General features: G+C 39.8%; 13 protein-coding genes. 5 read left to right on the top strand and 8 right to left on the bottom strand.

Annotated elements, in window-relative coordinates; all coding sequences use genetic code 11:
* Nucleotides 1–29: 29 nt before the first annotated feature.
* The 3 genes from GSM42_RS07125 to GSM42_RS07115 are packed head-to-tail and all read right to left on the bottom strand — an operon-like array spanning nucleotide 30 to nucleotide 2,507.
* Nucleotides 30–470, bottom strand: a complete 441-nt coding sequence (locus GSM42_RS07125) for an NADAR family protein (protein WP_160800866.1) — start codon at nucleotides 468–470, stop codon at nucleotides 30–32.
* The gene (locus tag GSM42_RS07120; protein WP_160800865.1) at nucleotides 443–1,393 is read right to left on the bottom strand and encodes a DMT family transporter; all 951 of its coding nucleotides are present in this window, start codon (nucleotides 1,391–1,393) and stop codon (nucleotides 443–445) included. The genes GSM42_RS07125 and GSM42_RS07120 overlap by 28 nt, the downstream gene beginning before the upstream one ends.
* Before the next feature lie 4 nt (nucleotides 1,394–1,397).
* Nucleotides 1,398–2,507: a M24 family metallopeptidase gene (locus tag GSM42_RS07115; protein WP_160800864.1), complete on the bottom strand. Its 1,110-nt coding sequence runs from the start codon at nucleotides 2,505–2,507 to the stop codon at nucleotides 1,398–1,400.
* 93 nt (nucleotides 2,508–2,600) lie between these two features.
* Between GSM42_RS07115 and GSM42_RS07110 the strand changes: the two genes are divergently transcribed.
* Nucleotides 2,601–2,918, top strand: coding sequence for a hypothetical protein (locus GSM42_RS07110; protein WP_160800863.1), 318 nt, complete (start codon nucleotides 2,601–2,603; stop codon nucleotides 2,916–2,918).
* Between the two features lie 100 nt (nucleotides 2,919–3,018).
* Here GSM42_RS07110 and tnpB read toward each other — a convergent pair whose 3' ends face one another.
* Nucleotides 3,019–4,146, bottom strand: a complete 1,128-nt coding sequence (gene tnpB / locus GSM42_RS07105) for an IS200/IS605 family element RNA-guided endonuclease TnpB (protein WP_160800862.1) — start codon at nucleotides 4,144–4,146, stop codon at nucleotides 3,019–3,021.
* A 232-nt stretch (nucleotides 4,147–4,378) separates the two neighbouring features.
* Here tnpB and GSM42_RS07100 point away from each other — a divergent pair, with 232 nt between their 5' ends.
* The gene (locus GSM42_RS07100; RefSeq protein WP_160800861.1) at nucleotides 4,379–5,182 is read left to right on the top strand and encodes a hypothetical protein; all 804 of its coding nucleotides are present in this window, start codon (nucleotides 4,379–4,381) and stop codon (nucleotides 5,180–5,182) included.
* 107 nt (nucleotides 5,183–5,289) lie between these two features.
* Here GSM42_RS07100 and GSM42_RS07095 read toward each other — a convergent pair whose 3' ends face one another.
* From GSM42_RS07095 to GSM42_RS07085, 3 genes are all read right to left on the bottom strand, one after another.
* Nucleotides 5,290–5,961 carry an AarF/UbiB family protein gene (locus GSM42_RS07095; RefSeq protein ID WP_160800860.1) on the bottom strand — a complete coding sequence of 224 codons (672 nt, stop codon included), beginning with the start codon at nucleotides 5,959–5,961 and terminating at the stop codon, nucleotides 5,290–5,292.
* A gap of 224 nt (nucleotides 5,962–6,185) precedes the next feature.
* On the bottom strand, nucleotides 6,186–6,782 hold the full coding sequence (locus tag GSM42_RS07090) for a nitroreductase family protein (RefSeq protein WP_160800859.1): 597 nt from the start codon (nucleotides 6,780–6,782) through the stop codon (nucleotides 6,186–6,188).
* A 172-nt stretch (nucleotides 6,783–6,954) separates the two neighbouring features.
* On the bottom strand, nucleotides 6,955–8,310 hold the full coding sequence (locus GSM42_RS07085; protein WP_160800858.1) for an Nramp family divalent metal transporter: 1,356 nt from the start codon (nucleotides 8,308–8,310) through the stop codon (nucleotides 6,955–6,957).
* Nucleotides 8,311–8,648: 338 nt separating this feature from the next.
* On the opposite strand from GSM42_RS07085, the gene GSM42_RS07080 reads away from it, so the two are divergent.
* The 3 genes from GSM42_RS07080 to GSM42_RS07070 all read left to right on the top strand — a co-directional run bounded on the left by GSM42_RS07080 (nucleotide 8,649) and on the right by GSM42_RS07070 (nucleotide 10,847).
* Complete coding sequence (locus GSM42_RS07080; protein WP_160800857.1) at nucleotides 8,649–9,137, top strand: VanZ family protein; 489 nt, start codon at nucleotides 8,649–8,651, stop codon at nucleotides 9,135–9,137.
* Nucleotides 9,138–9,238: 101 nt separating this feature from the next.
* On the top strand, nucleotides 9,239–9,859 hold the full coding sequence (locus tag GSM42_RS07075) for a DUF47 domain-containing protein (protein WP_160800856.1): 621 nt from the start codon (nucleotides 9,239–9,241) through the stop codon (nucleotides 9,857–9,859).
* A complete protein-coding gene (locus GSM42_RS07070) occupies nucleotides 9,852–10,847 on the top strand; it encodes an inorganic phosphate transporter (protein WP_160800855.1) in 996 nt (331 codons plus the stop codon). The genes GSM42_RS07075 and GSM42_RS07070 overlap by 8 nt, the downstream gene beginning before the upstream one ends.
* A 954-nt stretch (nucleotides 10,848–11,801) precedes the next feature.
* On the opposite strand, the gene GSM42_RS07065 is transcribed toward GSM42_RS07070, so the two are convergent.
* Nucleotides 11,802–14,069, bottom strand: a complete 2,268-nt coding sequence (locus GSM42_RS07065; RefSeq protein WP_160800854.1) for a hypothetical protein — start codon at nucleotides 14,067–14,069, stop codon at nucleotides 11,802–11,804.
* Between the last annotated feature and the right edge of the window lie 43 nt (nucleotides 14,070–14,112).

Raw genomic sequence — 14,112 nt, 5'->3', positions numbered from 1 at the left:
CACATATTTTATTTCATTATAACCGAAAATTATTTCAAATTTGCTCGAATTTCCATTAATATGAGCCCCAATTTATTTAATCCTGTGCCATCTCTCCCACAACCCCAGTAAAAATCCGAAGTTGTTTTTTCCACTAATATGGATTCTCCTGTGGATATAAGAGTATCACGAATATCTTTATGAGTTTGGAACTTAGCAAGAACAGCTTTTTTCATCACGATATCTTTCTGTTCTTCCCAATCCGAGCGGATGGGGTGTTTTCGAGACCTCCCCATGTTTGCAGCTTTCATGGGCGATAAAGTCAAACGAATTTGTTCCGCATATTCTGGTGTAGTTGGGAAAAATTTTTGTGCCTGAAAATAATGCTCACTTGTAGGCCAACGTTTCCCGTCTAAAACAAAAGGATGAGGGGAGAAATTAGAAAAACAACCGTAATCTTCGTTTACTTTGTAAAAATAAATAGTACCCATCTACGAGATCCTTTCTTGCGATCAGTTTTTTTGCGATTAACTACTATAATACCAATAATCACAAAAGCAAGCGCAAGAAAAGTGTTACTTTTTATTGGCTCATTCAAAAGTACAGAGGAGATAATCACACCAAAAACAGGGATCAAAAACAAAAACAGCGACACACGTCCTACTGGATAACACCTCATCAAATCATTCCATAGCAATAAAGCAGTTGCCGACATCCCACCCAGATAGAACAGAAGTAACACAGCATGAAATGTAAAAACAAATGAGTAGGAACCTACCATCCCATATCCAATCACAAAAAAACCAATACTACTCAATAGCATCGCATAAGCTGTCATTACCTTTGTATCCACATCAGCCATCATCTTTGATGCAAGCAAATTTCCCCATGCACCAGCAAAAACACTCGCTAATAAAAGGATATCTCCCCATCCGATTGACAACCGAAAGGCAGTGGTCATATTTAGCATCATAATCCCAAACAATCCAATTAACAAACCAATATTTTTTGTCCATGATAATCGTTCATTTTTAAGGAAAAAATGTGCGAATATCAATTGAAATAAAGAAGTCGTCCCAGCCATGATAGAGCCAACTGATCCAGAACTCAGACTAACTCCAATAAAGAAAAAGAAATAGTTAAGGAATACTTGGAAGATAGAAACCTTTAAAATAGAGGAAACAGTGTTTCTGTTTATTCGGATTGACTGCTTTTTCAACCGGATAAACAGAAACAGAATACAAGAAGCAAGAAGTGTAATATGACCTGCAAATAGAAGCTGCATCCCTATTTGATTTGCTTGGATATCTAATTCCTGATATCCAAGCTTAATCACAGGAGCCACGCTACCCCATAAAAATGTTACAAATAAAGCTGTAACTACCATACGGAATAAACAGATGCTTTTTGCCATATATTCACCCTTTCGCTATTACTAGAAGCTCCTTTGGATAAGTAGTGAGCACCTCACAACCCTCATCTGTTATCAAAACCATATCCTCAATTCGTACGCCAGCTGATTCCGGTACATAAACACCAGGTTCGATTGTAAATACCGATCCTATTGGAATGGATTGTTCATTATCACTAGACACAGACGGGTATTCATGAGCTTCTATTCCTAAACCATGTCCGAGACGATGCGTAAAGTAACTACCATACCCTGCCTTTTCTATGGTACTGCGAGCTATATGATCTACTTGCCCAAACGTATCTACTTGCTTTTCCTGTAGTGCTTTTATCGCATTCCTATTTGCTAATAACACCGCTTCATAGATTTCTTTTTGTATATCTGTAATACTTTCAAATGCCACTGTTCTTGTAATATCAGAACAATACCCATCTAAAACAACTCCAAGATCAAACAAAACAAGATCACCAGCTTTTAGCTTGCGATCACCTGGTACTCCATGTGGCAACGCAGTTCGTTCACCAAATAATACCATCGTTTCAAAAGCCATCTTCGTAATGCCTGATGTTTGTAATCTCTTTTCTATCACATTCTTTACATCTAATTCCGTACAGCCGACAGATAAAGCATCCACACCATATTGTATGGCTTGGTCTGCTAATTTAGCAGCGTTTCGTAATATTTCAATCTCTTCATTCGTCTTATGTATTCGCATGGCTCGTATTTGCTCATCGATGGACACAAGTGATGAAATCTCTAAAATTTCTTTTAACATCAGTGATCTGCCATACGTTAAATGATCTACCTCGATTGCTACTTTCGACTCCTTCGTTACATTATTGGCAAATTTATTTTTGAACCAAAGCCATGGATTCTCCTCATCCCTATATGCATACACTTCACCATGCCAACCCGATTCTTTTACTCGCTCTATTTCCAATAATGGACAGACCAAAACAGAACTGTTGTCAGGAAAAACCCAAACTCCTAATAATCTTTCATGTGGATCACATGAAAATCCTGTTAGATAAAACACATTCGCACTTGATGTTAAAAATGCAGCCTGTAGTTCATTTTGATGCAACCATTTTGCAATCCGATCTATTCGATTATCCATATCCTGTCATCCCTTATTCCGAATTGTTTAGTCAAATCGATAGTTATTTGTTATACTTACCTTACTGTCTCAAATCAAGGAGTGAAATATAAATTGGAAGTGAATCAAAATCCAAATCAGAACAAAAAAACATTACCTATTACCGAATATTTAACACCAACCAACTTATCTTTGGGATCTTTAGCATTAGGAGTACTTACGCTTATTCTTGTCTTCTTCCCTGATACAAAAGTACTAACCATTATACTTGGAATTATTGCCCTTCTTTTAGGAATATATAGTTACTATACTACCAATGGCAGTTTAATCTCTATCATTGGGATCATAACCAGTACGATACCACTCTTATTTTTCCTCTATCTGAAACTAACATGGATATATTTCGAAGCAGAAAGACCATTCTTCTTCTAACTAAAACCTTCTATTCCTTTCATCCAGTTTGACAACTCCACATGGCTAAAGCCGCGGGATTCTTGGGTAATCCTCGGTACTCCAAGGAAGTTTACCAAGCTTAGACCGTGAGCCCCACGGCAAGTAATCTTCTACCTTCTTGCAAAATGTTCTTTGCAGCATTGATATCTCGGTCATGGTGCTCTTTGCAATTTAGGCAAGTCCATGCTCGCAGTTGTAGCTGCTTCACTTCTTTGTTTCGATGGCCACAACACGAACAAAGCTGGCTGGAGGGAAAGGATTTTCCTACTTTCACCAATTTTCTTCCATATTCTTTTGCTTTGTATTCCAACATCGAAACAAACTCCGACCAAGAAGCATCGGTGATCGATTTCGCCAGTTTCTGATTTTTCACCATGTTCTTCACTTGCAAACGTTCGATACTGATGACTTGGTTTTCGCACACCAGTTTCGTGGATAGTTTATGTAAAAAATCATGGCGGGCATGGGTGATTTTTTCATGGAGGCGAGCAACTTGGATACGAGCTTTGTGCCAGTTGGAACCGTTCTTTTTTCTTCGTGCCATCATTTGTTGCAGTTTGGCTAGCTTTCGTTCGTATTGGCGAAAAAATCGGTTTGGCTTCGTTTTCGTTCCATCATCGAAAATGGCAAAGTCTTTCAGCCCTAAATCGATGCCAACAGCTTCTTTTCTCGCGGGGACGGATCGCAAGTAGCATCCCTCACAAAGGATGGATATATTGTATTTTCCCGATGAGGTACGACGGATCGTGGCGGACAGAATACGACCACTTATTGCTCGCGATGGGACAAACTTTACCCAGCCTAATTTCGGCAATTTGATTTTGTTTCTAATTATTTCAATGGTCGGTCTGCTATTTTTGGAATAATTGCACTGACTGGTATACGCTTGTACCCGATTTTTCCTGCTTTTGAAACGCGGAGCATCGTTTTGCTTTTGGAAAAAGCGCTGAAATGCATCCGCAAGATGTTTCAGTGTGTTTTGCAGGGAAGTGGAATCCACTTCCTTCAACCACGTTAACTCCCGCTTTTTCTCAGTTAGGACACGGGAGCAGGTGGTATAGGTCAGCCCTTTCCCCGTTTCTTGATACATGTTGTTCCATTCACCAAGAAAATGATTGAACACAAAACGGCTACATCCGATGGATTTGTGAATCAGCATTGCCTGTGCTTTGGTTGGTCGAAGACGGTAGGAAAATGCTTTATGCATGAAATCACCTCCTAGTTGGAATTTTGCGAACATTATAGATCGTATGTTTGCTTTTTGTCAAGTATATCCAAAAAAATAGTCAGATTCGTGAGAGGACCCACAGTTAATCCTCGTCTGCTCGCTTTCCTCCCACGATTGAAAACCGTGGGTTTTCTCGCTCGTAATGTTATAATAAGAAAATAAGCATCAATCGTACCCACTTTTCGAGAGGGTACTGTGTTCAAGGAGTTACGTGAATACCCAAAAGCTGCCGGTGATCGGCAAGCACCGCACCACTCCCGGTTTCAGCAAGCGAGGAAAACTGCTGTCCGGGCTGGCCACTCTCGTAGTGCTTGGTCTCTTCATCGGATGGGTTCTGGCGACCAGCGGAAACGAGCACAAGCCCGTTTCCCTGTCCAACCAGCACCCCGCGACGAACTCGCCGTCGGCGAAGCCGTCCAAGAGCGCCTCGCCCACCCCTACTCCCACTCCGACCCGTACCCAGGGAGGAAGCTCGAAGGCACCAGCTGAATCGACAAAGACGACTCAGCCGAAGGAGACGGCACAACCGAAGAAGACGACAGCCAGTGTTCCGAGCACGAAGTCGAACACCACGACTCCGTCCGGACCAGTCAACAAGAACCACAAGGCGAAGGAAGCCGTCAAGAAGATCATCAGCCAGAACATGCGCTGGTCGGTTTACGAGGGATACTTCCAGTTCCCGTACGAGACCCCCAGTGAGCAGAACATGGCGGACCTGCTCCGTCGCGTCGAACGCGATGGTGCTCAGCGCGCTGGCTTCGACCTTGCCGGACTGTATGCCGGTTCGAACAAGTCGGTGATCATGGATCGGCTGAACAATGTCACTGGTGCGAACAAGAAGATCGCCGAAGCGGACATCCGGTACATTAACAAGATCGAGACCATCGCTCCCCAGTGGCAGGATGCTCTGATGATCTCCGATCCCGGCAAGAAGAAGGACGAACAGGAGCGCGTTTTGCGTCTCTACAATGACGCCGCAGTCGCGTTCCTGAACGATCGCCTTCGCAACAACTAAATACCCTTGGTCACAAGCGAGGCTTCCAGAATCCATCTGGGCGCCTCGCCGTCATTTATGCCATAAAAAAACCCCAAGGCTTTTTGGCCTCAGGGTGATCTCCTCTATTAAGAAAAAGAGAAGGAGAATGAAGAACGAGAATGACGTCGGTGATGACGATGACGCCTATGAGATGAAGAAGTATAGTGACGACGTGGGCGGCTGCTTGTATAATGACGACGACGTTTTCTTCTCGAGGAAGAGAACAGACTAAACAACCCACAATGATACTTAATTTTATCGAGATCTTCTCGGATTTTATCCTGATAATCTTCTTTATGATCACTGTAGAAAAAGCGACCAACATCAATAATCTTTAGATTACCATTTTCATCTAGCATTATATTGTTAAGGTGAATGTCGTGTGGAATGATTCCAGATTCATAACATTCTTCAATCGTTTTTTCTAATTGACGGTATTGTGCATCTTTCAGCTTATAACCAGCATCGCGTAATTGAGCTAATGTGTAACCTTTTACTTGATCCACGATCATAAACTTATCATTTTGATAATGAAGTTTTGGGAACATTGGATGAGCATCGAGATTGGTTAACATCAAATGGTCATCATTTTCACTAAAATCCTCTTTGTATACTTTCACTGCATAATCTTCAAAGGAGAATACTTGCCCGCTTAATCCTTCTCCAAGTAGCGTGTGATGTTTTTCCACATTCCCCTTCACTACTAGAGATGATAAATAATCAACAGATTCTTGGTCTATCAAACGAGACCGCTCCATTATTTCTCCTCCTATTGAGTTTTAGTACTTACTTGGATAATATTCTACATGTTCCAAAGATCAATTGAAATACATTTTTCTTTACAATTAGGTGGATGTAGTTAAACCTTTTGTAAAGGTATAAATACTATTTCAATTTAATCTTTTTTCATTGTAAAACATTCTATCAAAAAAAAGAAGGATAACTTTATATCGTTACCCTTCTTTTTTATTCCGTCCATTCATTAAAAGAACTTCACACGATCTTCCAATGGGCTGAATTCTTTATCGCCTGGTTGTGCAGTTGGTTTTCCAAAAGGCATTTGCCCAATTAATTTCCACTCTTTTGGTAAGTTCCAAGTAGCTTGTACTTGTTCATCAATAAGAGGATTATAATGTTGCAATGATGCTCCAAGTCCTTCTTCTTGCAGAGCAGTCCATACAACAAATTGTAGCATGCCAGAAGATTGATTGGACCAGATAGGAAAGTTTTCGGCATACAAGGAAAACTGTTCTTGAAGGTTTTCTACTACTGTTTGGTCTTCAAAGAACAAAACAGTACCATAACCGGCAGCAAAGCTATCAATGCGTTCTTCTGTAGCTGCAAAGTTTTCCGCTGGAACGATTTTTCTTAGTTCTTCTTTTGTAATATCCCAAACTTTGTCGGATTCTTTTCCAAACAAAACTACAACTCTTGCACTTTGTGAATTAAACGCGGATGGACTATGTTTTACAGCAGTATTTATGATTTCTTTCACTCGATCTTCTTTTACCACTACTTCTTTGCTTAATCCATAAAAAGTACGTCTTGCTTTTACAGCATCTAAAAATGTATTTGCCATGAAAAATACCTCCAGTGTAATAAACTATATAAGAATTAATGACTTACTTAAAGTAATTACATAACTTATTATGTATAAAAGATATTCATTTGTCAATCCTTAAAATTAAAATATTCACTAATGAAATAAATGCTTTTCCCCATAAAAAATCTCAGGATAAATATCCTGAGATTTAGTGAATCCAAGAGGTAAATGTTCTGTAAAGAAGATATATATTTAATCCTGCGATTACAATCGCTATGGTCCAAGCGAGAATTTTAAGCCATAAAGGATTTACAAACTGCCCCATCTTCTTCTTATCACTCGTAAACTGTACAAGTGGAATAACAGCAAAGGATAATTGCAAAGATAAAATTACTTGGCTAAATACAAGGAGCTGTACTGTTCCTGAAGATCCATAGAGAGCAGTAACAATGATAGCTGGTATAATCGCAATCAGTCTCGTGATCAGTCTTCTTAGCCATGGTTTAAGGCGAATGTTTAAAAAACCTTCCATTACTATTTGACCTGCTAACGTACCTGTAAGCGTTGAATTTTGCCCAGATGCCAGCAATGCGACTCCAAACAATACACTCGCAATGGATGTACCAAGTAAAGGAGTCAGTAACTCATAAGCTTGACTTATATCATCTACAGGTTTTCCTGTCCCATGGAAAGTAGCCGCTGATAAGATCAATATAGCTGCATTGATAAAAAGAGCAAATACCAACGCAATGCTCGAATCCCAAGTAGCAAAACGGATGGCACTCCGTTTCCCTTCCGTACTGTCTTCGAAAGCTCTCGTTTGAACAATACTTGAATGAAGGTACAAATTGTGTGGCATTACTGTTGCACCTAAAATACCGATCGCGATATAAAGCATAGCAGGATTGGTGATAATCTCAGAATTTGGGACAAATCCTTGTAAAACTTGCGACATATCTGGCGAAGCTAAGAATAACTCCACTGCAAAACACAAACCAATAATTGCAATCAATGAGATAACAATCGCCTCAATAGAACGGAAACCTTTGTTTTGTAAAAGTAATACGAACAATATATCTAATGCAGTTAAGATCACACCATATAGCAGAGGGATTCCAAACAACAGATTAAGCGCAATAGCTGATCCAATTAGCTCCGCAAGATCACAAGCTGCAATAGCTATCTCACAAAGAATCCACAATATAAACGATACAGGTTTACTATAATGATCACGACATGCCTGTGCTAAATCTCTCCCAGTAACAATCCCAAGTTTTCCAGATAAGGACTGTAATATCATCGCCATAAGATTAGATAGCATAATAACAGAAAGTAGCGTATACATGAAGCTTGATCCACCAGCAAGATCGGTCGCCCAGTTTCCAGGATCCATATAGCCCACTGCAACCAAATAACCTGGTCCAACAAAGGCTAAAAACTTACGAAAGGTGGAGCCTTTTTTTGGTACTGGCATGGAACGGTGCACTTCACGTAATGAAGGGTTTTCTCTTTTTCTTAGCCAACCTGATTCTGTAGATGTTGGCGCTTTTTCTACTGTTTCCATTTTAATCCCTCCTCGTCTATTTGATATTTTTTTATCTAATACAATTTAATTTGATAGTACAAAAAAAGTTTCCCAAGGCTAAATTATACGACGTTTTAACCATTTTGTGTATATATAAAAATTGGACATAGATGTGAATTATTCACTATATGCTGACTGCGTTTCTTATTTTTAGTAAGATATATCATAAACTTCAGTCTATTTTTGTGAGTATTTGGAAAGGTTTGAGCACACAAATGCCGTTCCGATCATTTTGGATTCATTTTCTTTTGAGTCTCCTTGTTAGTTGTACCATCAACTATTCCTTATTTCACCAACTGACAAGCAGAGAAGCACATATGACTATTTTACTGCTTTCTTCCATTTCTTTTTTCGTACTGTTCTATATTCGTTATCGCTCTTTTCCTGATTGGTTTCTTTTACTAGCTGCCATCTATTTTGCATGGATGAGCACCTTACTGCTTTTTCGGTCTGTTCATTTTGCGACAACAGGGTGGAACATCATACCTTTCATTCATTCCTATCGACTTTTTACTCAATTGTCGTTGAAAAATCTGGTATGGTATTTTGGAGGAAATACCTTGTTATTTATACCAATGGGGTATATTTTTGCTTATTTGGCAAAATCAAAACCTATCAAAACTGCTTTTTTATTTGGATGCTCTTTGATGATGGTTGTAGAATTTACACAAGCAATTACTCGTACTGGTGTATGTGATATTGATGACCTTTTGATGAATATTTCAGGCATTATGTCAGGATGTGTCATGAGAATAGGAAAGAAAGAAACAGGGAAAAATCAAAAAGTACGAAATACTAACTGTTAAGATATAGTTAAGATTCGCTAGATTCCTCATCAGATTTAACCTATATAGGATTAAATTAGGGTAAAATGGAGGGATAAATTTTATTTTCAGGAGGGAATTCCTTGCTATTTAATCGCTCAAAAGACCGTTTCTTCTATCAAACATTAACCGATATAACGTTAAACATTGTAGAAGCTGTAAAGTTATTTCGTGAAAACGTGGAAACACTTCACGAGAAAGAGCAATATGCTAATAAAATAAAGGAATTAGAATCTAAAGGAGACGAGTACACTCATCTCATCCTCCAAGAGTTGGATCAAACATTCGTACCACCACTTGATCGAGAAGATATTTTAGCTCTTGCAGGTCATCTGGATGATGTTCTCGATGAAGTAGAATCATGCACTGCCAGATTTGTTTACTGTCGAATTGATCAAACCACTCCTTATCTCATTCAATTTGCTGATAACTTAGGAAAATGTGCTAACTTACTACACCAAGCTTTTGTCGCATTAGAAAAGAAAGAATTTAGAACGATACGAAAAATATCTATTGAAATAAATGAATTGGAAAACGAAGGCGATCGTTTGATGAGAGAAAGTGTTTACACGTTATTTGAAGAACCTGTAGATCTACTAAATCTTATTAAAATGAAAGAAATATACGAAAGATTGGAAGGTGTTTCCGATACATTTGAAGACTTAATGGATGTGATGGAAAGCGTGGTAATGAAATATGCCTGAGCTTTTGTGGCTGGTTGTCATCGTTGTTATATTAGCTTTGGTATTCGATTTCACCAATGGATGGCATGACACCGCAAATGCTATTGCGACAGTCGTAGGAACCAGAACGCTATCTCCTACCAAAGCCATCATGATGGCAGCAGTACTCAATTTGGTTGGTGCGCTTTTTTTCACAGAAGTAGCAAAAGCTATTGGTAAAGATATTGTCGATGCTAAAAATATATCATTAGTCGTACTAGTAGCTGCATTGCTTTCCGTTATCGTTTGGAATATCACTACCGTACTCATGGGGCTACCCACAAGTTCCTCTCATGCATTAATTGGTAGCCTTATTGGAGCATCTATTGCCTTTAAAGGGGTTGCAATCCTTAAAGTAAAGGGTATTTTTACGATTCTTCTTGGACTAGTTTTATCTCCTGTTCTAGGTGCACTACTCAGTTTTATTATTATTAAAATTATTCGAGGTATCTTCCGTAACAAACAACCTTCCAAAGTCAAGCGTGCCTTTCGGCCTCTGCAAATTGTTTCTGCAGCATTTATGGCTTTCAGCCATGGAGCCTCAGATGCTCAAAAAGCGATGGGTATCATTGCAATGGCACTACTTGCAGGCGGCTATTATAGTGAATTTACAGTTCCTTTTTGGGTTATGGTATCGTGCGGAGTTGCAATGGCATTAGGTACAGCTGTCGGAGGTCGTAAAATTATTCAAACGATGGGATCTCGTCTGAGTCGATTAGAGACACCCCAAGGTTTTGCCGCTGAAACAGGCGCTGCAATCCTGCTGACGACTATCGCCAAGATTGGTATACCTGTTAGCACGACTCATACGATTACAGGTGCTATCATCGGAGTAGGACTCGCTGACAGAATCAAATCTGTAAGGTGGAGTGTTGCAACAAAGATTGTTTATGCTTGGGTACTTACCCTGCCGATAACTGCAATTATTGCTTTTCTTTTGTTTCATTTATTTACTTTTTTTGGCCTGTAAGACTTACTCTCAAATTGGAAAAGCCCGAGTTCTCATGTGGAAACTCGGGCTTTTCTATGTGGGTTATCATATAATTTCCAATATAGGTGTCTTCCTGCATCGAAGTACAAGGAGACTCCCACATCTCACAGGTAGTCCAAGAGCGGTGTTACTCGTCGTAGTTTATCTTGGCAACGATCATGCCATCAGATTCCTTCGATCAGCGACAACTCAACCTTGTCCCCAAGGGCTACCATGTAGTCCTCCCTCGAGGAGACATAGGGGGAAAAAAGCTCATTTCTTCTTCTGTGGGATATCCTTTGCAAGCCGCCATCATAGAGTAGATAGGGCTTTTGGGCTTGAATCGCTCGACCAGATTGTTTCAGTTGATCGCATGCTTCAGCTTCACCCGATCGAGCGGAAAGAGCTTGAAAAACTCCCGATCGAGCGGAAGTAAAAGCGAATAATTCCGTTCGCTGTACCCGGGAAAGTCATCCCTTGAATCGACAGACATGTCATTCTCCTTGTTCGATGTGAGCGCACTTTGATCAGGTGCTGCAAGTTACATCTTTGACCACTCCCCACGCATTGAATGTGGGGATTCTTTGGACGGTAGTCTTATGACCACTTCATTCCCAAGCTAACCCCGTAGCTCCACGGTTTAGATGTTCCATTAATCATTTAAGCACCTTGGTTATCTCCTGATCATGGTAAATACTACCATGCGAACGTATGTTAGCAAAGGTTTTTCTCAAAAAATGTCATGCTTTTGAGAGGGGTAAAAAACCCCCTCCCTTGCCTGATGTTCGCTTTCATCCACATCGTAGAAGTTTGAGGTTTCCAGCTCACAAAGATATAAGTTTTTACGATTTACGAAGTATTTTTATACTCCTCTACGATATATAAAAGTTTGTTATTTTTTATATAAGGTCTTAGAGAAAGACATCCTCACTGGCTCCTCAAAACACCATTACCCTAAACAATAGGAGTATGTTTTCTTGGCTTATTCGCTCTTCTTTCCAGCTCGTACTCCATAGCTTTCTCATAAGATTGATCCAGCAAATGCTGAATCTTTTTTTCATCTGGTACAATCTTAAGTTCAGGTGTTTTGTTAACAAAAATAGCATCTTTTTTGGGCACCAATTTCATATAGGAATGATGCGGCAAAATCCATTCATAGTCTTTTGCCGTTACTTGTCCCGCTCGATCTTTCATCCCCCGAGCAATTACCTGTGCATCGGTTGGAGATACCTGAAAGGAAATAATATTTCCAGCTTGACGAAACAAACTATCCAACACTTGTGGGCTTACATAATCTTTTACTGCTGAGGCAGATAATATCAATGGTGTTCGATTATTTGTGAAGTCTTTTAAAAATCCATACATATTAGGCATAATATCTTGGATGTAATAAGAACCCTCATCCAAAATAATCGGGTGAAGAGGCAAGAGTTGACCTTGCATTCGTTTCATTTCCCTAGGATAAGAAAATATCTCAAAAATCATAAAGACTTTGGCAGCGATTAATTTTTTTTGATCATACGTGAGACCTGCAAGATCTAATATTTGAATATGTCCTTCGTTAATTGCTTTTAACCAGCGAAACCCATCTGTTCGTTGATTTAAAATATGTCCCATTGGGCCTGAATTCCACAGACGTAAACGAGTCAATGAAGGGCTTCGTACTAATTCTTTCGGCCAATTCACTACACCTGTTTCAGGATGAATATATTTTCGTAATTGTTCTCGCAAGGAGCGATTGCGATCACTGTCTTCCGGCACACCATCATATATCGCTTTCGCATAATCAGGGTCTTCAAATACGCGCTGCATATTCCAATAAGATCCCTTATCTAACAAGTCTAAAGCTGTTGCGGTCATCATAAATCCATCTGGTACTTGAGGTCCCCAAAATTCTGCGTCCAACCGACGTAGAATCTCTCCTACAAATCCATATTCCGCCTGCGGAAAATCGATATCAAACGGATTAAAAGGAAACTTCCAATCTCGAAAACGTGCTGTTGTCACATACGGATGGAGTTTCTCAGGAAGTTTTGTCAACAATCGATCCGATAAACTTCCATCCATATCCAGCACGGTGCAGCCATATCGATTTTCATCTGTTCTCTGTTCCAAAAAATCAAGCAGCCAATGAAGCAAAAAAGTGGTTTTTCCCATTCCGTCCCGACCAAAGATCACCATGTTTTCAGCGAGATGATCGATCGGAAGATGAATCTTATTTTCAATTGGTCCTCGAGCGTTCACGCCTAAAAATACAGTATCTGGCTTCTTTGCACCTTTTTGGACTTCTTTGGGAGCTAGAGGCAGCTGCATATTTTGATGGTGGATAAAGGCTGTTCGCGGCATCGCAGGAACTCTTGCCAATCCGGCTAATTCTTGATCTCCTAAAATTACCATATTTTTCTTCAATCGAAACGGAAAGATACGATTAGAAAATTCAAAGCGATATAGCGGCTTGATGGTTTGCCACCATTCACGAATTTGAAAACGGTTAAAATGGGAATGTTCCATCCAACTAAATGCTTTGCTGCATTGATCTGCAAGTTGATCTGCATCTTCTCTTGTTCGATCAAATGCTAAAATTCGAATAACCACTTCTGCTTTCATCCGATTTTTTTTCGCTTGTAACGCTTGCAAGTACAACTGATTTTCTCCACTTGGAGCACGCTTGTCTCTTTTTATATCACGAATAGCCCGAGAAAAAGCACCATCTACTTGATGATCGTACATCGGCCGAATGAGAAATTGGCAGATCACAGACTGATCTTCTCTCAATTGACTTATTAATTCCAGTAAGTTCGCGTGTGTTTCCAAATCATCTGGGTAGGCTACATTTAATGGCAGTGCATAATCATATTGCAACAGTAAACGGGTACCAGAATGCGGCCGAGTATAATCAATAGCTGGAGGTTTTTCAGCTGGATTCACCTGAATATCAGGATATGCCGATTGCAGGGAGTCCACCATTCTTTCACCGTAAACTCTATTGGAAGCCCAACAACCATATTGTGTATTTCCAGCATGACCATGTACCTCCCATGCAACCCAAGGTTCTTGAACAAGAAAAGGCATACGCTCGTACCAACGTCGCTTCATAAAGCGAATCATTTGATTCCATACTTGCGCCATTGGTTTGTATTTTGGTTTATCACCAGCCTGAATGGTTAGCTTGTAGTATACTCCTTTCGGAATCGCAAAAGGCATAAGATGAAATCGTTTCATACTGGGAACCTCCAAATGGATTTGAGAAACCACTCTAATTATT

The organism is Shimazuella alba, from assembly GCF_009831235.1.
In the GTDB taxonomy this organism is placed as follows: Bacteria; Bacillota; Bacilli; order Thermoactinomycetales; family Thermoactinomycetaceae; genus Shimazuella; species Shimazuella alba.
The sequence above is the reverse complement of the archived record's forward strand: the minus strand, read 5'-3'. Positions and strand labels throughout refer to the sequence as shown.